This is a genomic window from Pantoea sp. AS142 (assembly GCF_037152305.1).
Classification (GTDB): Bacteria; Pseudomonadota; Gammaproteobacteria; order Enterobacterales; family Enterobacteriaceae; genus Pantoea.
The window spans coordinates 63631-85532 of sequence record NZ_JBBCMO010000001.1 but is presented as its reverse complement, the minus strand read 5'-3'; the positions used below and the strand labels follow the sequence as shown (position 1 = coordinate 85532).

Sequence of the window (21902 nt, the reverse complement as noted above, 5' to 3'; positions counted from 1 at the left end):
GGCGTGCCTGCGGCATCAGCCGTTGAGCGGCCAGAGCCATGCAGCACCGCGTACGCCGCTGGAATCGCCATGCTGCGCCTTCAGCACCGGCGTTTCACACTCCCCGCCAAATACCCACTTCTTCATCAGCACCGGCACAGTTTGATAGAGACGATCCACATTGCTCATCCCGCCACCCAGCACGATCACGTCGGGATCGATCAGGTTCACCACCTGCGCCAGCGATTTTGCCAGCCGCAGCTCATAGCGACTCATCGCCAGTTCGGCGATCGGATCCTGTTGCGCCAGCAGTGAAACGATCTCCGCGCCTTTGCGATGTACGCCACTCAGCCGCTGATAGTCGATACCAAAACCCGTTCCTGAAACGAAGGTCTCTATGCAGCCCTGCTGCCCGCAATAACAGGGCACTTCCTGACGGTAGCGCAGCTCATCCTCATCCATCCACGGCAGTGGATTGTGGCCCCACTCACCGGCATTGCCGTTGCCACCAATACGCGATTCACCGTTGATCGCCACGCCCGCGCCCGATCCGGTGCCGATGATCACAGCAAACACCAGCGGTTGTCCGGCACCGGCCCCGTCGACCGCCTCCGATACCGCCAGACAGTTAGCGTCGTTGGCGATACGTACCTCCCGGTTCAGCGCCTGCGCCAGATCTTTATCCAGCGGCTGACCATTGAGCCAGGTAGAGTTCGCATTTTTCACCCGCTTACTGTAAGGCGACAGCGAGCCAGGAATACCGAGGCCAACCGTCCCGGTCTCGCCGGTTTTCTGCTCCGCCAGTGTGACCAGACCCACTATTGCCTGCACCGTGGCCTGATAGTCATCACGCGGGGTATTCACCCGGTGGCGGAACAGCTCCTGTCCCTTATCTGACAAAGCAATCACTTCTGTCTTGGTGCCACCCAGATCTATGCCTATGCGCAAGGTTACGTCCTCGTTATTCGTTCAGGTGGGAGATACAGTAAAAGGCGTTTCCCGGAAAGGCAATGAAACCACTCCGATGTTTCGCTATCATGCGCGCTGACTCTCGCAGACTTGTGCGCCCGATCGCGCCACGGTAAGGAATCCCGATGTTGTGGTTTAAAAATATGATGGTTTATCGTCTGAATCGTGACATTCCGTTGTCCGCAGATGAGATGGAAAAACAGCTCGACGCCTTCACTTTTTCACCGTGTGGCAGTCAGGATATGAGTAAGACCGGCTGGGTCTCGCCGATGGGTAATCGCAGCGACGCGCTGACCCACGAAAACAAAGGCCAGATAGTGATTTGCGCTCGCAAAGAAGAGAAAATCCTGCCCTCGCCGGTGGTGAAGCAAGCGCTGGAAGCGAAAATCGACAAGCTGGAATCTGAGCAGAGCCGCAAGCTCAGGAAGACTGAAAAAGATTCACTAAAAGATGAAGTGCTGCACAGCCTGCTGCCGCGCGCCTTCAGTCGTTTCAGCCAGACGTATCTCTGGATCGACACGGTCAATAATTTGATTATGGTTGACTGTGCCAGCGCGAAAAAAGCGGAAGATACCCTGGCGCTGCTGCGCAAAAGCCTGGGTTCACTGCCGGTGGTGCCGTTGACGTTGGAAAGCCCGATTGAACTGACCCTGACCGAGTGGGTGCGTTCAGGCGATCTGCCAGCCGGTTTCGCCCTGATGGATGAAGCGGAGCTGAAAGCGCTACTGGAAGATGGCGGCGTCATCCGCTGTAAGAAACAGGATCTGGTGTGCGACGAGATCGCCAACCACATCGAGGCTGGCAAGCGGGTAACTAAACTGGCTCTCGACTGGCAGGAGCGCATTCAGTTCGTGCTGGCCGATGACGGTTCAGTGAAGCGTCTGAAATTCAGCGACACGCTGCGCGACCAGAACGACGATATCGATCGCGAAGATTTTGCACAGCGCTTTGATGCGGACTTTATTCTGATGACCAGTGAACTCGCAGCACTGACCAGCAATCTGGTGGAAGCGTTAGGCGGCGAAGCCCAGCGTTAATGCCCTGATACAGGGCGGAGCCTTTCCGCCCTGTAGTTTTAATTCTTTTTGCCGATAACCCTTTCTTTGGCAAAGGAATTCCATGAATGAAACGCTTATTTCAGCACCTTTTTTTATTCTGCACGCTGTCGCTTCTATCACTCTCTGCACGCAGCCAGCCCGCCTCTGATGATCCTTCCAGCATCAGTCGTTTCAATGCCGTGCGCATCAACGATCGCCTGAATGTCATGGTGGCTATTCCCGGCAAAGACGGGGGCGCAATGCAGATCTGGCAGGCTTATGACTGCAAAAAACCTTATGCCGAGGCGCTGTACCGCCACCTGGTCGATGCAGAAGGCACTCCTCAGGGCCGGTTTTACGGCAATGAATACGGCCGCTACCGCGCGCCGCAGCCTGGCCCCAATCAGGATCCGGCTGTTCTGGAAAAAATCTGCGGATTACCTGAACTGTCAGTGGTCTGGGAAAAAATCGACTCTGCTGATAAGTTTGGCGCCACGACGCTGATTGACGTTGCCAGCCTGAAGCGTGAGGCAGAGACATTGCGGGTCCGGGTGGGCACCGATTATGCGGCCACCGATTTCGATCCACCGTATGATGCGCCCTATAGCCTGAAGGTCGAAAATTACCGTTTCAACTGCAAAACCGGTGCGAGCAAACCGCTGTCCGCTATGGATGTTGATGACAAGGGTTACGTGACCGACTCGCTGGATGGCGGCGAAATGGCGCGACGTTCAGCCGCCTTTAGTTTGTCGCCTCTGCTGCAAGAAACCTTTGTCGAGCTTTGTAAGCTGCCAGAGGTGAAGACTTTTCATGCGCTGGGGCGCTTCAGACCCGCTTCGCATAAATCACCTGGTGTTACGGCACAGCACGCGCTGCCCGACTTAGGCGGCAATCCGGCCTCGGTGCTGGCCTCCGTCCCGCTCGCCCCTGACCTGCTGCAACAGGTGAAAGCCATCGTTCATCCCTGGGCTACGCCACGTTTTCGCCAGATCAGCTGGGTCGAAACCAGTCGGGCAGGTCGTGTCAGCGTACAGATGGTGGCAGATGAGGCGGGCTTTATACGCAAGCTGGAAGATTACGGTATCTGGAAAGTGCAGCGCCTTTCGATTGCCAATGATGTCCAGCTCGCATCTGCCATGTCGATATCTAATTCCCCCGCCCGGTTAAAACAGCTTAGTTCGACGCTGCGCTATCCGCTGACTGCCGGGCAGCAGTATCAGAACAGCGCCATCAGTGAGGGGGGCGTGAACAAGGGAGAGGAAAGCTATCAGCGGGAAACCTGTGAGGTCTCCAGCGGTGGCGAGGCACGGGAGATCAATCCGGCCTTTAGCGGACGTTACCTGCAGGTCATATGTAAAATTGCGTCAGACAAACAGCCTCTCATCATTTCGCATAACGCCTGGCTTGAAGATTTAAGGCTTTTAGCACCGGTCAGTGCTAAAGTCGGTGATAAGCCGCTGGATACCATCACGCTTACCGATGTGAAAATTGTTCGCTAAAAAAAGGGCCGCTTAGCGGCCCTTTTTTTAATCTTTCAGGTAACGGCAGAGATAGGAACTTGGCTCGCCAACCTGCAGATGAAATTCGCTGTGACCCGGCACATTAAACACCGAACCCGCTTCAAACCATTTCCATTCGGTTTCACCTGGCAGCAGCACCTTCAGCGAGCCGCTGACTACGGTCATCTCTTCCGGCTGCCCGGTACCAAATGTGTATTCGCCCTCAGCCATCACGCCCACGCTGGCACGACCGGTGCTCGCACTGTCAAAACCGATAGATTTAACTTTTCCGTCAAAATACTCACTTACATTGAGCATAATAGTTCTCCAGAGCACATGTTGTGTGTGCGGGCAGTGTAGAAGGGAACCCGCTGATCTGTCACGCGAAATGATGATCGTTTGTGATCTTATCCTTCGCGCCAGCGTCTCCGTCAGCCGTCGGGCGATCCACGGTTTTAAGAGCAGCAACGATACAGCCGACCGCTGCGCCTCTCTGCCCGATGCTGCGGGTAATACTCAGGGTATGCCAGCTAATCCGACCTTTTATCTCCCGGAGGCTAAATCGTGACAAACGAGCAGTGAGGGGGAGAAAGGCAACCGGATTGCCGCATCTGGCGTGACATTAAGATCGAGAGAAAAAGGCCCGAAGGCCTTGATTTTCCCTGGTGTGGCGAAAGTATTACGCCGATTAAATCGTGATGCTGTTACGCGCCCTGTTTTGATTATCTCTTTGGCTGTTACGCGTAATGGCTGGACAAGTGCGGCCAGATAACCGATGCAGTCTACAGTGACAGAAAAGAGGCTGAGTGCCACCGTTCTGCCTTGATGCTGGCTGCGAATCATGACCGAGAGCGGCAGCTTTCTGTACGGCAGCCAGTTAACCTGTTCCACGGTATGACACTACGCTGAATCCTCTGCCGGATGGGTAAAATTAAAGCGTGGTGCTGAAGCGGTCAAGCCCCCTTTTCCAGGTCGGCTGAAGAGATAATAAGGCAATAGAAATGATTGGTGGGGCTTTATCTGGCGGGGGTGAGACGGAGCAGAGCAGACGCTCAGGCAGAAGGCATTCAGCAGTAAATCTGCGCATATTTCTTTTTAAACAGGTTTAAGAAAATATGGAGTAATGAAATGATGCCGAATGCTAAAGCAGTATGCTGACAACGTGCGTAACTAAAGCTGAATCACAGACTGGCGTCCCTGCCAGCAGCAAAGTTTTACTCTTTTTCAACATCTTCGTAGCGCTCTTTGGCGTCACGCGCTTCTTCTTCCGTTTCGTGCTCACTGATTAATGAATTCGGCTTGGGATGATCAGCACGCAATTCGTACGAAGTAACTTTATTACCTTCAGGGCCCTTTTCAACAGGCACAACTTTCGCTTCACGTGGGTAGGGTGGTCTGGTCGGCATACTGTGTCCCTCTTGTCTGAATAGCATTCCACAGGACAGGCTGCTGCCTGTCATAGGATAAGTATAGACAATGCCGTCTGAAGCGGGATCAAAGCGGGAAAAATCTGAGGGTTAGCTGGCGCGCGCCAGGGAAAGTGACAGCAGAATGTCCTCTACCACGCACTCAGGCGATTGCATGGCATTCACCTGATGGTGGGCCGCAGCCTGGTAGAGATGCGCGCGTTCACGCAGGACATCGCTCATCTCATCAGCAATCGGGCGTCCGGTTAAGGTTGGACGCTGGTCCGCTTCCGGTTCGCTTTCCAGCCGCTCTGCCAGTACCTCGGGGGATGCACTAAGCCAGATCACCTGGCCCTGCTCCTGCATAAAACGGCAATTCTCTTTAGCCAGAATCATGCCACCGCCAGTGGCAATGACGGTCTTCGGTGCCGTCACGGCCCTGAGCGATTCGGTTTCACGAGCGCGGAAACCTTCCCAGCCTTCTGTCGCCACAATCTCGGCCACACTGCGCTGCGTACTGAGTTGCAGATGGTGATCGGTATCAGTAAAGGCATAGCCCAGCGCCTGCGACAGCGCCTCTCCGACCGTAGTTTTGCCGCAACCGCGAGCGCCAATCAAAAAGATGGGTAGTGACATCAGGGCCGTTCCTCCGCCTGACCGCGCGATGCGGCTGCAGGGTTAGTTTATTTATGCGTCGCATAATAACTGGAAATTATTATGGCCTCTACCTGTCAGGCATGATTTACGCATTTTCGTTACCTGAAGAGCGATAATCTTCATGTTTTCAAGGAGAAACGCATGCACGTTTTGTGCATCAGAGTTACAACAGCGCGATAAAAAACATGCAAAATAGCGGCTAAAATGCGCTGGCAATATTTTCTTACCGCCCCGATTTTACTTTTCACGCTGACGCCCACATATACTGGTAACAATCGCCACAGGAGAGTCATTATGCAACGCGAAGAACAACAACTGATTGAAGGGCTGTTCAGCCGTCTGAAACAGGCTGAAAGCCAGACCGTGGCACGCGATGCCGCTGCCGAACAACTGATTAACCAACATCTTCAGGCGCAGCCAGGCGCGCCTTACTACATGGCGCAGGCGATCCTGATTCAGGAAGCGGCGCTGAAAAAACTTAATGAGCGCGTGTCGGCGCTGGAAAGCCAGCGGGCACAGCAACAGCAGCAACCCGCCCAGAGCAGCGGCGGCTTTCTGTCGGGGCTGTTTGGCAGCGGTTCGCGTCAGCAGCAGCCCGTTCAGCAGCAACAGTCACAACAACAGTCACCGTGGAACAGTGCGCCACAGCAACCGGCCCAGCAGCAATATGCCCCTGCACAAGCGCCACGCGGCACCGGTTTCCTTGGCGGCGCATTGCAAACGGCGGTGGGCGTAGCGGGCGGGGTGGTGATGGCCGATATGTTGACCAGCATGTTTCATCATTCACAGCCGGAAGAGATTGTGAACATTATCAATGAGCCCCCGCTGCCGGAGGTGAATGATAATCTCAACACCTTCAATGGTGGCGATGACAATGCTGATACCCTTAACGGCGGTAGCGACAGCGCTTTCCTTGATCAGAATACGGGCTGGGATAGTAATTATGCCGACAACGGCGATCTTAACGATTTTGGCGGCAATGATTTCGACGACGACGACAGCTTCGTTTAAATTCAGCGTTTCTGCTGGGTGAGCCAGCTATCCAGCTCATTCGCAAACTGCTGGCGGTCACGCGGACTCATCGCTGCGGGGCCGCCAGTCTGCACGCCGCTTGACCGCAGGGTATCCATAAAATCCCGCATCGTCAGACGCTCACGTATCGTCGCCGGTGAGTAACGCTCGCCACGTGGATTCAACGCCGCCGCCCCCTTTTCAATCACCTCGGCTGCCAGCGGAATATCTGCAGTGATCACCAGATCGCCAGGCTGAACACGTCTGACAATCTCATTGTCCGCTACATCAAACCCGGCAGGCACCTGCAGGGTGCGCAGATAAGGCGATGGCGGCACACGCAGAAACTGGTTCGCCACAAAAGTGACCGTGGTCGTGGTGCGAACGGCCGCACGGTAGAGCACCTCTTTGATCACATTCGGACAGGCATCAGCATCAACCCAGATAAACATCATGATTCCTTACAGTCAGAGAAGCCTGAGATCTTGCCGGGTTCCCCTTAAATGGCAAATTTTATTTGCGGCGCGCTTTCCGGCCCACACGCGGCTGACTTGTTATTCAGGCTGACTGAAGTAAGCTAGCCCACTGAGAAAAACGAATAACGTCTTAAGGAGATGGCGATGCTGGCAAAGAAAATCGGGTTTATCGGCGGGGGAAATATGGCGAAAGCCATTATCGGCGGGCTGGTTAACAGCGGCAAAATCGCTCCGTCTGATATTTTCGTTTACGATCGCAAAGCAGAGACCAACCAGGCGATGGCTAAGCAGTATGGCATCAACGCAGCGGAGAGCGCTGAGTCGCTGGCGCGCGAAGTGGACATTCTGTTCGGCGCGGTAAAACCCAATGTTATCCTGAAAGTATTAAAAGAGCTGGCGGGCAGCCTGAAAAAAGAGGCGCTGGTGGTGTCGATTGCGGCTGGCGTAACGCTGGATTCGCTCTCATCGGTGCTGGGTTACGATCGTAAAATTGTCCGGGCGATGCCGAATACCCCCTCGCTGGTGAGCGAAGGCATGACCTCGGTCACCCCCAATGTGCTGGTTGAGCAGGCTGAAATCGACGACGTCGTGGCGATATTCGAGAGCTTCGGCAAAGCGGCCGTGGTGGATGAATATCTGATTCACTCGGTGGTCGGCGTCAGCGGTTCTGCGCCAGCCTACGTGTTTATGTTTATCGAAGCGATGGCAGATGCCGCCGTTTCAGGCGGAATGCCGCGCGCTCAGGCCTATCAGTTTGCGGCGCAGGCAGTGAAAGGGGCAGCGCAGATGGTGCTAACCACCGGTAAACATCCGGCTGAACTCAAAGATATGGTCTGCTCCCCAGGTGGCACGACCATAGAAGCAGTGAGAGTGCTGGAAGAAAAAGGGATGCGCTCAGCGGTGATTGAAGCGATGCAGCAATGCATGGCGAAATCAGAGAAACTGAGTCGCAGCTAACTGATCTGGCGTTGCGCAAGGCAGTCTGACGTGCAGAACCGCCTTGCGCACAGCTTAACGGATCTGGGCCTGGCAAAGCGCCACCGCGTCCGCAAGCGTCAGCGGTTGTTGCATCCGCTCCACCAGCTCAGCGGTCAGCGTATACATGCCGCATGAGCAGATCGCCGCCAGTTGCCCCTGCTGACCATAAAACGCCATAAACTTTTTATCCTCCAGCGAGCCGATCAGCTGGACGTTATCCCAGTCTGCCGCGTGGCCAACATACTCATAACGGGTGCCATATTGGGTTGTCCAGAAGAACGGCACACGATCAAAGGCGACAGTCTGATCCAGCATATTCCATGCGGCGGTCTGCCCCTGCTGATGGGCGACGCGATAGTGCTCAATGCGCAGCGGCCCTTGTGCCGATGGATAGGTAGCAATATCACCCGCCACCCAGATATTGTCAGCGACCCGCAACTGCGCATCCGCCTGCAGGCTGCCATCCTCTGCCAGCGGCAGATCGTGGATAAAATCGGTTGCCGGTTCAACGCCCGTGGCAAACAGCACGACTGTTGCGGCCAACTGCCGTCCGCCCCTGAGCTGCACGCCACTCACCTGCTGGTCGCCCTGTAACGCTTCGATCTCGCCCTGCACCCACTTCACACCGTTTTGCTGATGCAACTGATGGAAATAGCGGCCAATTTGATCGCCAAACTGTTTAGCAAAGGGCAACGCCTGACGGGCAATGACCGTAACGTCAATGTCACGGTTGCGCAGTGCAGACGCCAGTTCAGTGCCGATAAAACTGTTGCCAATAATCACGATTTTATGGCTGGCATCTACCGCCTGTAGCAACTTATCTGTCTGCTCTTTGCTGCGCAGCAGATAAACCCCATCAAGATCGCTGCCCGGTAAATCGGGACGGATGGGCGTTGCGCCGCTGGCGATCAGCAGTTTGTCGAAGGCGAGCGTCCCGCCATCCTCGAAGATCAGTTGCTGCTGCTGAGCGTCGAGTCGGCTCACCGTGGCCTGAACACGCTCAACGTGATCCATCACGTCTGCTTTCAGCAGCTGCGGCACCTCGCTGATAGCCATTTTGCCCGACGGTACAAATTTGGTCAGCGCGGTGCGGTCGTAAGGGGCGTCCGCTTCCCGCTCCACCAGAATCAGGCGACCTTTAAAACCGTCATGACGCAGACGCCACAATGCCGCGCTCCCTGCGGCTCCACCGCCGAGCACCACATAAACCGGCGCGGCTCCCCCGCTGCCAATCGGCGCAGCTGGCGACATCGCTTTCGGATTCACCCGCACCTGTCCCTCTTCAATGCGCAGCGGATACTGTTTGAGATCGGCTAACGCCAGTGGTTCACACATTTTGCCATCGGCCAGATTAAACGCTGCTTTGTGCCATGGACAGATTAGCCGGTCGCCGCAGATCGCGCCCTGCTCCAGCGGCGCGCCCGCGTGCGGGCATTTCGCCTGATAAGCACGTACGTTGTCCCCATCGCGAATCAATAAAAGATCGACCTCGCCAAGCGTTTTTTTAACCGGCTGTCGCTGAGGCAGATCTTTCAGGTTGACGGTAAATTGATAGTTCACGGCATGGCTCCTTTCGCTGTTCGGGTCTGGTAATGCGCGGTAAAACAAAGCGCTGCGCAAATCCCCACAAACAGTAAGTGTGGCAAAGGAACCGGGAAGCCTGACGATGAATGTTTATCAGAAAGTTAACCTGCTGTTATGGCAGGAAATTTAATCAGCAGTAGGTGGGAATTCAATCAGCAGTGAGCGGAAAGGAGAAACGGCCACCTGGGTGGCCGGGGAAGTAATCAGCTTTTTTTCAGGCACTGGCTCATAAAGTTTTTACGCGCATCGCCCGCCAGCTTTTTATCGCCAGCTTCGCCGTTACAGTTTTTCATTTTCATCTGCTGCGGTGACATATGCGACAACTTGCTGTCCTTTTTCAGGCATTCACTCATAAAGGTTTTGCGCGCATCGCCTTTAAGATCCTGCGATTTAGCATGCTGGTTGCACATCCTCATCTTCTCCTGCTGCGGAGTCTTCTCCGCCGCACCTGCCAGCCCGCTGACCAGCAGGCCCGCCATCATCATCGCCATTAAACCGACTTTCATCTTGTTATCTCCACAGTGGATTGTCCTTTATTATTCTGGCAGCGAATAAGCAAAGCGGAAAATTTTCAGGTCAAAGTGATGTGATGATCCCATTACCTATTGGCACTGGCGTCGTCACTGGCGTGGATGACGGAATCGCTTTTACGATGTCATTGTGCAGCAGGTGCGCAGCGTGTCATCGTTATCGGCCACATTGTCCATTGCGGTTTCAATATTGCAGGTCATCGCCAGGTTGTTGCGATTGCAGTTTACAAACCCATGCGGTGACGACTATCTCCAGCGCCTCGATCTGCGCCATTTGCTCTTTCACTGCCCCCTCTTTTTCAGCGAGTGAGCTGACATTCTCGCCCTGTTTTCAGCGATTTCCGGCTAACCCAGCAGGCGAAACGTTTTACGGGTAAAGAGTGCCGCTGTTAAACGTTCCGCCTGTCCGAAGAGGTGGTGAGGCTTAACGCGGATCGACAAATCCGCGGCCCGGCCCGCCGCCATGTCCGCCCCAGCCACCACCACCGCCGCCGCCGCCAGGAGGTGGGAAAATACATCCGCTTAATGCAGTAACCAATGCCACAACGGCAGCCAGCTTAACGATTCGTACCATATCTACCTCAGGGTGAAGAAATCGGGCTGAGTGTATGTAGCCACCTGCATGGCGACAAGTGAGATTCTTCCGCATCCGGCAGCTATTCATCTTTGCTGACCAGGCTTAACGCTTTACAACCAGTAAACCAACACATTCTCAACATCCCTGCCGGCTTGCGGGACACATTATTTGTGCAAATCGGGAGGAGTAACGCTTTACAGTCTGACTAATTTTGCGCAATGTGAGCGCATCACATTTTCAGGATATCAACATGATTCTCGCTCAGGCTGCTTTCACTAACATTCTCTCACGGCGCGACTGGGAAAATCCGGTCGTAACCTCGCTGAATCGGCTGGATGCACACCCGCCTTTCGCCAGCTGGCGCGATGAAGCGGCAGCGCGTGATGATAGCCCTTCAGCGTCACTGAAAAGTCTCAACGGAGAGTGGGGTTTCAGTTACTTTATGCAGCCTGAAGCGGTACCGGTAAGCTGGTTACTTCAGGATCTGCCGGATGCCAGCACGCTTCCGGTACCGGCCAACTGGCAGATGCACGGCTTTGATGCCCCCATTTATACCAACGTACAGTATCCGATTCCGGTGAACCCTCCGCACGTACCCACAGAAAATCCGACCGGATGTTACTCGCTCACATTCAGCCCTGATGCAGCATGGCTGACGTGCGGGCAGACACGCCTCATTTTTGACGGCGTCAACTCGGCCTTTCACGTGTGGTGCAATGGACACTGGGTTGGCTACTCCCAGGACAGCCGTCTGCCTGCTGAATTCGACCTGAGTCCTTATCTGCGGCCGGGCAAAAATCGGCTGGCAGTCATGGTGCTGCGCTGGAGCGACGGCAGTTATCTGGAAGATCAGGATATGTGGCGGATGAGCGGCATTTTCCGCGATGTCACGTTGTTGCATAAACCGCAGGTGCATCTGGCAGACGTTCAACTTGAGACCCGGCTTAGTCCGGAGTGTTATCGTGCCGAACTGCGCGCCCAGGTTCGCGTCGCTCTGCCGTCAGCTGTCACATCGCGTTATCAGCTGCGCCTGACGCTATGGCAGGGAGAAGAACAGATTGCTCAGTGTCAGCAGCCGCTGGGCAGCGCCATTATTGACGAACGGGGTCACTATCCCGAACGTGCCCTGCTCAGCCTTCCGGTGAAACAGCCCGCGCTGTGGAGCGCCGAAACGCCCTCCCTCTATCGTGCCACGCTGGCGCTGCTGGATGAGAACCTGCAGCTGATCGAGGTGGAAGCCTATGATGTGGGCTTCCGCCAGGTCACCATCGACAACGGCCTGCTCTGTCTGAACGGCAAACCGCTGCTGATCCGCGGCACTAATCGTCATGAACATCATCCTGAGCGGGGTCAGGTGATGGATGAGGCGACGATGCGCCGCGACATCGAGCTGATGAAGCAGCACAATTTTAACGCGGTACGCTGTTCGCACTACCCTAATCATCCACTCTGGTATCGACTGTGCGACCAGTATGGGCTTTATGTGGTGGATGAGGCCAATATCGAAACGCATGGCATGCAGCCGATGAACCGGCTCTCAGACGATCCCCGCTGGTTTGCCGCCTACAGCGAACGCGTGACCCGCATGGTGCAGCGCGATCGTAATCACTGCAGCATTATTATCTGGTCGCTGGGCAATGAGTCGGGACATGGCGCTACGCATGACGCACTCTACCGCTGGGTGAAAAGCAGCGATCCAACCCGCCCGGTTCAGTACGAAGGCGGCGGTGCGGATACCGCCGCAACCGATATCATCTGTCCGATGTATGCCAGGGTTGATGAAGATCAGCCGTTTCCGGCGGTGCCGAAATGGTCACTGAAAAAGTGGGTCGGTCTGCCGGGTGAGACGCGTCCGCTGATCCTGTGTGAGTACGCGCATGCCATGGGCAACAGCTTCGGTGGTTTTGCGAAGTACTGGCAGGCTTTCCGCCAGTTTCCGCGCCTGCAGGGCGGCTTTGTCTGGGACTGGGTTGATCAGAGCCTGACCCGCTATGACGATCAGGGCCACCCCTGGCAGGCTTACGGCGGCGATTTTGGCGATAAACCCAACGACCGCCAGTTCTGTATGAACGGGCTGGTGTTTGCCGATCGCACCCCGCACCCGGCGCTTTATGAGGCGCAGCGCGCCCAGCAGTTCTATCAGTTTACGGTTGATCCCGGCGATCCACTGAGCTTTACGGTCAGCAGCGACTATCTGTTCCGCCACAGTGACAATGAAGTGCTGCGCTGGCGCATCGAACGGGCGGGTCATGTGGTGACAGAAGGTGAGGTGCGGCTGGATATCGCTGCACAGGGCCAGCAGCGGATCACGCTGCCGTCACCGCCCGTGTTACAAGGCGAATGCTGGCTTAACGTCGCGGTTCATCAGATTCACCCGACCCGCTGGAGCGCCGCTGACTGGCGTGTCGCCTGGCACCAGTGGGCGCTGCCCTCGGTACTGGCGCTCCCTCCCGCGCCACAGACGGGTGAAGCACCGCGACTGCACGATGATGCCAGTGAGATTATTGTTACCCATCAGCAGCAACGCTGGCATTTTTCACGCCACTGTGGCGAACTGACGCAGTGGTTTGTTGATGAACAGCCGACGCTGCTCTCCCCACTCCAGGACTGCTTTATTCGCGCGCCGCTGGACAATGATATCGGCACCAGCGAAGCGGAACGGGTTGATCCAAATGCCTGGGTCGAGCGCTGGAAAGCGGCAGGGTATGACCAGATGAGCAGCAATCTGGTGTCAATTGCGGCGAATGCGTTGTCGCAGGCGGTGCAGATTGAGACGCTGCACTGCTGGCTCGCCAACGGAGAGATCGCCTTTATCAGCCGTAAACGTTATCTGATCAACGCGCAGGGTGAGCTGCAGTTGCAGCTTTCTGCTGAGCAGTCGCGCGGATTGCCGCCGCCCGCGCGTATCGGGTTGCGCTGCGCACTGGCGCAGATCCCGCAGCGGGTAAGCTGGCTCGGCCTGGGTCCGCATGAAAACTATCCCGACCGCCAGCTGGCCGCGCAGTTTTCCCGCTGGCAACTGCCGCTGGATCAGCTTTCAACGCCCTACGTTTTTCCCAGTGAAAACGGTCTGCGAGGCGGCACCCGTCAGCTCGACAGCGGCAGCTGGCAGGTCAGCGGCGATTTTGCCTTCTCACTGAGCCGTTTCAGTCTGGAGCAGCTGCGGGAGACGTCACACCGCCATCACCTGCGTCCGGAAGCGGGCTGCTGGCTGCATCTGGATGCCTTCCACATGGGCGTTGGCGGCGATGACTCCTGGAGCCCCAGCGTCAGTCCTGAGTTTCTGCTGACTCAGCAGCGCTGGCAGGCTGAACTGACGATTTGCCAGCCGATGCAGGCAGCGCAGTCTTCGGTCGCCGGTAAAAGCGCTTCAGAAACACCACATTAATCAGCACCACCACGGCGGTGGCGAAAAAGACCCAGCGGAAACCCGCTACCGCCGAAACCGCAGCCCCCAGAAGCGGGCCAGCGACATTGCCAAGATACATAAATGACTGGTTATAACCGAAGATCCGGCCGGTAATGTTGTCGCGCGAGTGACGCACCAGCAGGGTCTGTACCGCGGGCATCATCGCGCCATCGGCGAAGCCCAGCAGAAAACGCAATACACCCAGTTGCGTTGTGCTGGTGACAAAGGACATGGCGATGAACAGCAGCAGCGAGATGACCATCGTTGCCAGCAGGATACGCTGCGTGCCGATGCGATCGCCGAGTCGTCCCAGCCGGGGCGCGGCCAGTAGTGCTGAGACGCCAGGCAGCGCGGCGATGACTCCGCTAAGAAAAGCGATGTTCTCTGCGGTGGGCGCCAGCTCCCGCACAAACAGCGTCAGGATTGGATTCACCGATCCGTTGCACATCTGAATCACCATGGTAGTGAAAAAGAGGCAGAGCATCAGCTTTGGGTTATCCAGCGAGCGGAAAACCTCGCGTCCGCTGAGCTTCTCCTTTTTACTGACCGGGGTGTAACCCGTCTCTTTAATCAAAAACAGCGTCACCAGAAAGCTGACCATCAGCAGAGCCGCGGTTACAATAAATACCGTGCGCAAACCGACCCAGTCTGCCAGCAGCCCGCCCAGCATCGGTCCCAGAATCACCCCGCCAATCTGACCGGTTGAGACACAGCTCAGCGCCCAGCCGCTGCGTTCACGCGGGACCTGGGCGGCCACCAGCGCCATGGCATTGGGGATATATCCGGAGGTCAGCCCCATCAGGGCACGCAGCAGCAGCAACTGCCAGGCCTCAGTGACAAAAGCCTGGAGCAGGATAACCACTCCCATGCCAAACGCGGCGCGCAGCAGCATCAGTTTACGGCCTTTACGATCGGCCAGACTGCCCCATAGCGGCGCGACCGCCGCTGAGACCACAAAGGTGATACTGAAGGTGAGACCCGACCAGAGGCTCAGTGATTCGCCACCGGTCACGCCCAGTTGCTCAAGGTAGAGCGGCAGAAACGGGATAATCTGGCTGATTGCCAGTCCGGTAAAAAAACAGCCAAACCAGACCGAGATCAGGTTTATCTTCCAGGGTTCAATAATGCGTGGCATGAGCAGATGATTCAGAGGGAAGGAATATTCAGTCTAACGCGGGCATTCCCTGCGTGACCGACAAAACATGGCACAAACGGCAAAATACCGAATTCCTCTTTGATTCTGCTTGATCACCGGCGCTAATTTTCCCGACCTAAAGGTTTATAGCGCAAACCTCGCGGGCAGCGGCCTGCCCGGAGGCCATCTTCCTGAACCCGGCCTCATCAATATGGAAAAATATGTCATTCTGTTACTGACAACACTTCACGCCGCTTCTATGTTTAAAAAAACCGCCCGCCGCGGCGCTGTGGCGATCTTTCTGATCGGCGCGACGTCCTCCGCACAACACGGTGAAGACCGTCCGGCTACGCTGAGGCGAACAGCATATTTATCAATCTACGCCCTTAAACTCAGCGGTAAGGGACGAGGTAGGCGTTTAAACGGAGGTGGGGAATGAGAGTACAACCTGACAGCGCCAGCCGTGCTATCAACGACTATTTTAATAGCCCGAACTGGCGGCTACCCCCAGAGTCCGATCTGCTGGCGGTGATTCTGCGTGAAATAATGGAAGCGGGAGAACCCGCCACCAATAAAGCCATTATTGCGCGGGTTATCGATAAGCTGAAAGTCGAAGGTGATGAGACGCAGTTACAGCGCTATCGCACCCTGCTGGCACAGTTGATCGACACGCAACCGGCGGTGTAAATCCGCCGCCTACTTCACCCAGCGCCATTGATCCATTTCACTGATGCTGATCCGTCCGCTGCTGCGCTAAAACAGGCAGAGTCCCGCCCATACGTATTTTTCATATACTGCTGAGGAGAGCGTCCCTCCAGCACTCGTACGCTGTAACCTGTGATATCGCCATAGTCGATCGGCTCGCCCGGCACCTTGACGTTGCTCCGGTGGCAGGCGCTAATGCATGCCTGCAACCATCACCTGACGGCGCTTTTGCCAGGGCTTTCACTGGACGCCTGGACACCTGCACCCCTGTACGACTGAGTAACAACGCAGGCAGGAGCGACCCGATGATGCGTTCCCTCTTCTCTGCTCCTGTTTCTGCCCAACGGCGCGAAAAAAATTCCCGCCGGGGCGGGAATAAACAAGACGAGCACTCTCTATTGTGTGACGAGGACGTTTCTTAAACGTGCGGCTATCCTCGCCTGCCGTTATGACAAGCCGATGACAGACTGGTCGTCAGCCACAATAAACTGAGCTGATATTGCCATTTTTGTCGGCCAGGAAGTTAAGCCGGTTGAGGTTGAAGTCCATGGTGACGGCAGAATTATAGGGGATGGGACGCACCAGCTGTTCGAAGTGTGGACCCTGCAGCGCGGTTAACGGTTTGCCAACATAGTGCTGAAACTGAGAGGCTCCACAGCGGTCCGCTTCCGGATCCTGCGGCACGCTGGCGGTGTCAGGTTTACTGGCAGACTGACAGGCGGTTAATGCAAACAGACCGACTACCAGCAGCCCTTTTCCATAAAATTTCACGTTTGTTCTCCTGTTGGACGTGTAAAACCTGTCCCAAGAGTAGCAAAGCGTGCCTGCTGACCAGAAGCCAGAAAAGGTAAAGTTGTTACAGTCAGCGCGAATCAGGATGTCGTACAGGCCCGGTTTTTAAGATTAATCGCACTCACTGCCTAAAAAAAGCACAGTGAGCCGCTACACTATCTTAAGAATCTTCTTAGTCCTGTGGAGGTGATGATGGAACTGATTATTTTTGTTGTCTGCGCGATGCTGATGACCGCCGTAGCGGTGAAAGTCCGTTAAACCGGCTCAGCCCGATTCTGCGTCGTTCTTTCCAGAAGCGTTCTGAATGCAGCCAGCGGCATGGGTCGACCGAGGAAGTAACCTTGCCCTTCTTCGCATGAAAGCTGCTTTAGCTGGTTCAGCTGCGCTTCTGTCTCAATCCCCTCCGCCGTGATCGTCAGGGCAAAGGCGCGTGCCAGCGCAATAATCCCCGCCACGACTGATTGCGCCTGCTGCGACTCCGGAAAATCTTTCATCCAGGAGCGATCGATCTTCAGACCATTAAACGGAAAAGTCTTCAGGTAGCCCAGCGCGGCATAGCCGGTTCCGAAATCGTCAACGGTTAGCCTTACCCCCAGTGATCGTAAGCCCTGCATCACTTCCAGTGCATGCTGCGGATGTTCAAAGGTGACATTCTCCGTAATCTCCAGCTCCAGCCGTGCAGCCGGCAGGCCACTTTTCTCAAGGGCATACGCCACGCGCTTCACCAGGTCGCTGGTGCGGAATTCCATGGGCGAAATATTCACGGAAACATAGCGATCGCCACCCCACCCCAGCGCATCCTCACAGGCGCGCATCAGCACCCAGTCGCTGAGGGTGGCGATCAGACCGCTCTCTTCCGCCAGCGGAATGAAGTGGTCGGGGGTAATCCACTGATCCGGCGCAATCTGCCAGCGAATCAGCGCCTCGGCACCCGCCAGCTGGCCGGTCAGCAGTTGATAACGGGGCTGATAGTGCAGACGAAATTCATTGCTCTTCAGCGCTTTCTCAATCCGCCGCGCCATTTCACGTTTATCCTCATACTGGCTGGCCATCTCATTGGCATACCAGACCCACTGATTACGTCCCGCTTCGCGCGCTTCATTTAGCGCGATATCAGCCATTCGCAGCAGCGCTTCCGGATGGCTGGCATCCTGCGGTACACAGGCAATACCCATGCTGACGGTGAGATAGTGGACATGCTGGCCGGTGTTAATCGGCTGCTGAACCTCATGCACCAGCTGAGCACAACGCTGATCGACCCGCTCACGGTTCGTTTCATGCAATACCAGCACAAACTCATCACCATTCAGCCGCGCCACCAGCTCCTGGGGGCCGATACTGCGCTTCAGACGCTGCGCTATCTGACTCAGCACCTCATCGCCCGCTGCGTGGCCCCAGGTGTCGTTGATCGGCCTGAACTGATCGAGATCAAGGGTAATCAGCGTCAGCGGTGCAGCGCCATCAGGCAGCTCAAGGTGTAGCGTCAGAAACTCCAGCAACTGTACGCGGTTCGACAGTCCGGTTAAGACGTCGTGACGCGAAAGAAACTGAATGCGCGCCTCCGCTTCCATGCCCACGGTAATATCCGATACCGTGCCGCGAAACCCGATGCATCGCGCGTCATGCCAGATTGTTTTCGCGACCAGTTGTCCGATACGGCGATTGCCGTGCGCCGACATAAACTGACAGCGCAGCGGCATCTGCTGCCCTTCCTCTTCCTGACGCCGCAGCCAGGCGACCAGCGAATGACTGGGATGGGTCAGCAGGTGATCGATGTGACGTCCCAGCCAGTGTGTAATGTCGTGGCCGGTGACCGTATGAAAGCGCGCTGACAGGTAGATCAGGCGGCCTTCTTCATCTGTTTCCCAGATCCAGTCTGACGCCGCCTCGGCGAGATCGCGAAAACGCGCTTCACTGCTGGCAAGCTCCTGCTGACTGATCGCCAGCAGGGCAAAGCGCCGGTCAGAGATAATTGCATTAGAGAGGGCATGGCGACTGACACGATGGGTGATCATGCCGATGATGACCGCCATCAGCGTCAGCAGTGGCAGCAGAAACCCGATCAAGCCCATACCTGGCATCTTTGACGTCCAGCGCAGCACAATCGGGTCACCGGCTGGCAACCGCTGCACCCTCCTCGGCTCACGCAGCGCATCCTCTTTACTGGCAGGCAAACGCAGTTCGCGTATATCGAGCGTTGCCCCCAGCGCCTGTAATTTGGCAGGTGTAAACAGATTCACAAACACCATGATTGACGCAGATCCCGTCACTTGAGGCACAGTGGCAATTTTGCCGCTGCTGATGGGGGCGGCAACCACAATGGCGGGCAGATGATTGATGAGCACATCACGGGTCACCGCCTTATTGTTGAGCTGACGTGCCGCCGCAATCAGCGTCCGGCTCTCTTTACCCAGCCAGGCTTCCAGCGGCATATCCATCCGTTGCCCATTAATCACGCTTTAGGTGGTGTGGCCTTTGCCGTCGACCACAAACACGCCCTCATAGTGATACTCATCGTAGAGGCCCGGGCCAAAGTTCTCTTGGTCATAAGCCCAGACTTTGTTCACCCTGACATGCAGATTGCGCCAGGCTTCGCCCCAGAACGCATAATCCCGGATATCCGTGACCATCGCCTCCTGACGATTTTTCCAGGCCTGCTGCAACAGCAGCCGGTCATGCTCAACCGATAGGCTGTTTTGCCGCTGCGCAATCGTCAGCACCATCAGCAGCGAGAGCACCAGCACGCCAAACAGCAGCAGCGAGAGCGTGCGCAGGCTACGCTGCGTAAAGCGGACAGTGCGGTCTTCAGCGACATGTCTGAATGGCGGCGAGGGGGGTGCCGGAGGGTTAGAAGTCATTAAGAGTGCTCACTACACAACCAGGGTTTGAGATGACGGGCCTGCAATACAACACGCGGTGCTGACCAGATGCGTTTCCTCAGTTATCGGCTTGCACGCCCTGGTGTTTAGTCTGCGGCTAAAATTTCGTGATTAACTATTGTGTTACAGGCTGACTCGACAGCGATCTGGTGCATTGCTACTATGCGCTAATCTTCGCTGGCAGAGTCGCCTATGAACACCAATTCCGACAGAGTGACCCTGACGCTGTTCTACGTCGGCAGCTTTGTGGTCTATTACCTGATTACCATGCTGATCACGCTGTTCCCTAATTACAGCGTGCTGCGTAATGACGGCCTGCTGGTGCCGGTGCTCTGCCTGTTTGAATTTGCTGTGATCTACCCGCTTTACCGCTTCTACTGCCAGCGCCGTACCGATTTGCCGTTGGGCGAACTCTGCACGCTGCAGACCCTGCTGTTTACCGGCGCGCTGTTTGTTCTGATGGCAGCACAGATGCAGTTCATGCAACCGGAAGGATGGCTGGTGATGCAAGCCCAGCAGGGACGTAATTCGCTGCTGATCCTGTTGCTCACCGCCGTGCTGCTGGCGCCGGTATTTGAAGAGGTGCTGTTCCGCGGTTTTCTGCTACAGGGCTTTCTGTTGTGGGCGCCGCGCAGCCGCTTCGCCTGTATGCTACTGACCTCACTGCTGTTTGCGGTGATGCATACGCAGTATGTGCACTGGCAGACCCTTATCGCCCTGACGCTGTTTTCGCTGCTGCTCTGCTATGCCCGGCTGCGGAGTAACAGTCTGGCGCTGCCGATCTTCCTGCACACCCTGAATAACCTGATTGCGCTGCTACCCGCCTGGTATTTCGCTAGCTAGTTCCAGCATACGTCCTCTTCTGACACGCCGACCAACCGCCGAGTGGCGCGCCAAAGCTCACTCTGACAATACCGCCCAGGCACGTTTGTCTATACTGCATGTTAAAAAGGAATAATAAGCACCAGAGTCCGGGCCACCAGACCGCGTAAAGGAGAGGGTCTATGTTGATAGGATTTGTATTGTTAGTGAGCGCGTGCGGCTACGATGCCTGCGAGGCGCTGCCGGTCTCGGAGCGCATCTATCCGACGAAAGTCGACTGTGAAACGATGGCGAACCGTATTCATAAAGTCAGACCGAATGTGGTCCTGTTGTGTGGTGAGGTACATCGCTAATTCGAGGCCAGCGTCAATAAAGCAGGGCCACAACATTGCATGCTGGGGCTTTAGCGTACAAAATATAAGCTGTTGTTAACCATTATCGTTGTGAATCCCATGAAAACATCACGCCCCCGTCGTCCTGGTGGACGCTGGGTCTACTATCTTTTGTATGATGGCATTCTGTGGCCCTGCCCCGTCCGATGGGAGTGGGAGAGCAGCTATGGCGGCTGGTTGCCTTTTTACTACACGCCAACCTTTGAGTTTGTGGTGGGCGATCCGCGTAAGGCTTATCGCATTGCACGCAGTGATGTGCGGGCTAAACGGCGCGAAGATGCCTATGTGTGAGCGCGTTTATCGCCACGGCAACCAGGAAGCGGTGAGCAGAAAGTGAATCGCTTCCAGCACAATAATCACCATCAATAATATTCCCAGCGTGTGGCGGCCCATCCCCTTCATCTGCTCAGGCCCAGATCATGGCAGACCAGCGTATCAGCAGCAGCGCGCCGCAGATGCACAACAGAACCAGTACCATTTTCCAGTACTTTTTGGCCGCCCGGTATCTTGTCACCTCGGTTTCCCCTCTGTCAGAAAGCGAAGATGCGCCAGAAGGCGCATCTGTTCCGGTCAGCCACAGGACCGGTAGGGCATAGCATAACGTCCGGGCCGCTAAAAGGCGATCCGTTGCCGGCATCAGTTGTTCAGCGTGTAATCCAGCGTAATTTCCGCGTTCAGTACCTGAGAAACCGGGCAGCCCGCTTTGGCTTTATTAATGATCTCGTCGAAGGTCGACTCATCAATGCCTGGCAGAGAGATGGTGCTGGTCAGCGCCACTTTGGTGATGGCAAAGCCGTCGCCTTTTTTGTCCAGCGACACGTCAGCGGTGGTATCAATGCTTTCTGGCGGATGACCCGCGTTGCCCAGCATTAGCGACAGAGCCATAGAGAAACAGGCTGCATGCGCTGCACCAATCAGCTCTTCCGGGTTGGTGCCTTTGCCGCCTTCAAAACGGGTGTTAAAGCCATAAGGCTGCTGGCTCAGTACCCCGCTCTCGGTGCTAACGGTGCCTTTGCCTTTAATATCGCCTTCCCAATGCGCCGAACCTTTCTTATGAATGGTCAT

At 55.9% G+C, this 21902-nt stretch carries 23 protein-coding genes and 1 pseudogene; 9 read left to right on the top strand and 15 right to left on the bottom strand.

Annotated features, from left to right (window positions below):
- Window positions 1-15 precede the first annotated feature (15 nt).
- Window positions 16-927 (bottom strand): fructokinase, encoded by a 912-nt coding sequence (mak, locus tag WFO64_RS00455; protein ID WP_337008002.1) that lies wholly within the window; start codon window positions 925-927, stop codon window positions 16-18.
- Between the two features lie 146 nt (window positions 928-1073).
- On the opposite strand from mak, the gene rdgC reads away from it, so the two are divergent.
- Window positions 1074-1985 (top strand): recombination-associated protein RdgC, encoded by a 912-nt coding sequence (rdgC, locus tag WFO64_RS00450; protein WP_337008000.1) that lies wholly within the window; start codon window positions 1074-1076, stop codon window positions 1983-1985.
- 86 nt (window positions 1986-2071) lie between these two features.
- A complete protein-coding gene (locus WFO64_RS00445; protein WP_337007997.1) occupies window positions 2072-3484 on the top strand; it encodes a hypothetical protein in 1413 nt (470 codons plus the stop codon).
- A 27-nt stretch (window positions 3485-3511) separates the two neighbouring features.
- Here WFO64_RS00445 and ppnP read toward each other — a convergent pair whose 3' ends face one another.
- The 4 genes from ppnP to aroL form a co-directional block, all read right to left on the bottom strand.
- The gene (ppnP, locus tag WFO64_RS00440; RefSeq protein ID WP_009091800.1) at window positions 3512-3802 is read right to left on the bottom strand and encodes a pyrimidine/purine nucleoside phosphorylase; all 291 of its coding nucleotides are present in this window, start codon (window positions 3800-3802) and stop codon (window positions 3512-3514) included.
- A 225-nt stretch (window positions 3803-4027) separates the two neighbouring features.
- Entirely contained in the window at window positions 4028-4375 is a 348-nt protein-coding gene (locus WFO64_RS00435) for a hypothetical protein (protein WP_337007995.1), read from the bottom strand.
- Between the two features lie 323 nt (window positions 4376-4698).
- Entirely contained in the window at window positions 4699-4890 is a 192-nt protein-coding gene (locus WFO64_RS00430; protein ID WP_033731718.1) for a YaiA family protein, read from the bottom strand.
- A 111-nt stretch (window positions 4891-5001) separates the two neighbouring features.
- On the bottom strand, window positions 5002-5526 hold the full coding sequence (aroL, locus tag WFO64_RS00425; RefSeq protein WP_337007993.1) for a shikimate kinase AroL: 525 nt from the start codon (window positions 5524-5526) through the stop codon (window positions 5002-5004).
- Window positions 5527-5841: 315 nt separating this feature from the next.
- Here aroL and WFO64_RS00420 point away from each other — a divergent pair, with 315 nt between their 5' ends.
- Window positions 5842-6558, top strand: a complete 717-nt coding sequence (locus WFO64_RS00420) for a DUF2076 domain-containing protein (protein WP_337007991.1) — start codon at window positions 5842-5844, stop codon at window positions 6556-6558.
- Window positions 6559-6560: 2 nt separating this feature from the next.
- Here the strand turns inward: WFO64_RS00420 and WFO64_RS00415 are convergent, their stop codons facing one another.
- On the bottom strand, window positions 6561-7010 hold the full coding sequence (locus WFO64_RS00415) for a YaiI/YqxD family protein (RefSeq protein ID WP_337009454.1): 450 nt from the start codon (window positions 7008-7010) through the stop codon (window positions 6561-6563).
- Between the two features lie 168 nt (window positions 7011-7178).
- On the opposite strand from WFO64_RS00415, the gene proC reads away from it, so the two are divergent.
- The gene (gene proC, locus WFO64_RS00410) at window positions 7179-7991 is read left to right on the top strand and encodes a pyrroline-5-carboxylate reductase (protein WP_337007989.1); all 813 of its coding nucleotides are present in this window, start codon (window positions 7179-7181) and stop codon (window positions 7989-7991) included.
- A 54-nt stretch (window positions 7992-8045) separates the two neighbouring features.
- On the opposite strand, the gene WFO64_RS00405 is transcribed toward proC, so the two are convergent.
- The 4 genes from WFO64_RS00405 to WFO64_RS00390 form a co-directional block, all read right to left on the bottom strand.
- The gene (locus WFO64_RS00405) at window positions 8046-9572 is read right to left on the bottom strand and encodes an FAD-dependent oxidoreductase (protein ID WP_337007987.1); all 1527 of its coding nucleotides are present in this window, start codon (window positions 9570-9572) and stop codon (window positions 8046-8048) included.
- 227 nt (window positions 9573-9799) lie between these two features.
- Window positions 9800-10102, bottom strand: a complete 303-nt coding sequence (locus tag WFO64_RS00400) for a PsiF family protein (protein WP_337007985.1) — start codon at window positions 10100-10102, stop codon at window positions 9800-9802.
- A gap of 208 nt (window positions 10103-10310) precedes the next feature.
- On the bottom strand, window positions 10311-10412 hold the full coding sequence (locus WFO64_RS00395; RefSeq protein ID WP_337007983.1) for a hypothetical protein: 102 nt from the start codon (window positions 10410-10412) through the stop codon (window positions 10311-10313).
- A 138-nt stretch (window positions 10413-10550) separates the two neighbouring features.
- Window positions 10551-10700: a hypothetical protein gene (locus WFO64_RS00390; protein ID WP_181016782.1), complete on the bottom strand. Its 150-nt coding sequence runs from the start codon at window positions 10698-10700 to the stop codon at window positions 10551-10553.
- A 253-nt stretch (window positions 10701-10953) separates the two neighbouring features.
- On the opposite strand from WFO64_RS00390, the gene WFO64_RS00385 reads away from it, so the two are divergent.
- Window positions 10954-14091: a beta-galactosidase gene (locus WFO64_RS00385; RefSeq protein ID WP_337007980.1), complete on the top strand. Its 3138-nt coding sequence runs from the start codon at window positions 10954-10956 to the stop codon at window positions 14089-14091.
- On the opposite strand, the gene WFO64_RS00380 is transcribed toward WFO64_RS00385, so the two are convergent.
- Window positions 13973-15247: a multidrug efflux MFS transporter gene (locus WFO64_RS00380; RefSeq protein ID WP_337007978.1), complete on the bottom strand. Its 1275-nt coding sequence runs from the start codon at window positions 15245-15247 to the stop codon at window positions 13973-13975. The genes WFO64_RS00385 and WFO64_RS00380 overlap by 119 nt on opposite strands.
- A gap of 435 nt (window positions 15248-15682) precedes the next feature.
- On the opposite strand from WFO64_RS00380, the gene WFO64_RS00375 reads away from it, so the two are divergent.
- A complete protein-coding gene (locus WFO64_RS00375; RefSeq protein ID WP_337007976.1) occupies window positions 15683-15934 on the top strand; it encodes a biofilm development regulator YmgB/AriR family protein in 252 nt (83 codons plus the stop codon).
- 492 nt (window positions 15935-16426) lie between these two features.
- Here the strand turns inward: WFO64_RS00375 and WFO64_RS00370 are convergent, their stop codons facing one another.
- Entirely contained in the window at window positions 16427-16723 is a 297-nt protein-coding gene (locus WFO64_RS00370) for an I78 family peptidase inhibitor (protein WP_337007974.1), read from the bottom strand.
- Window positions 16724-16998: 275 nt separating this feature from the next.
- Window positions 16999-19602 (bottom strand): annotated as a pseudogene (locus WFO64_RS00365) (bifunctional diguanylate cyclase/phosphodiesterase).
- Between the two features lie 213 nt (window positions 19603-19815).
- Here WFO64_RS00365 and WFO64_RS00360 point away from each other — a divergent pair.
- The 3 genes from WFO64_RS00360 (at window position 19816) to WFO64_RS00350 (ending at window position 21128) form a co-directional block, all read left to right on the top strand.
- The gene (locus WFO64_RS00360) at window positions 19816-20466 is read left to right on the top strand and encodes a CPBP family intramembrane glutamic endopeptidase (protein ID WP_337007972.1); all 651 of its coding nucleotides are present in this window, start codon (window positions 19816-19818) and stop codon (window positions 20464-20466) included.
- A gap of 161 nt (window positions 20467-20627) precedes the next feature.
- The gene (locus WFO64_RS00355; protein ID WP_003850083.1) at window positions 20628-20798 is read left to right on the top strand and encodes a hypothetical protein; all 171 of its coding nucleotides are present in this window, start codon (window positions 20628-20630) and stop codon (window positions 20796-20798) included.
- Between the two features lie 99 nt (window positions 20799-20897).
- Complete coding sequence (locus tag WFO64_RS00350; protein WP_337007970.1) at window positions 20898-21128, top strand: hypothetical protein; 231 nt, start codon at window positions 20898-20900, stop codon at window positions 21126-21128.
- A 115-nt stretch (window positions 21129-21243) separates the two neighbouring features.
- Here the strand turns inward: WFO64_RS00350 and yniD are convergent, their stop codons facing one another.
- Complete coding sequence (gene yniD / locus WFO64_RS00345) at window positions 21244-21315, bottom strand: small membrane protein YniD (protein ID WP_442956122.1); 72 nt, start codon at window positions 21313-21315, stop codon at window positions 21244-21246.
- A gap of 158 nt (window positions 21316-21473) precedes the next feature.
- Window positions 21474-21902, bottom strand: a complete 429-nt coding sequence (locus WFO64_RS00340; protein WP_022625164.1) for an OsmC family protein — start codon at window positions 21900-21902, stop codon at window positions 21474-21476.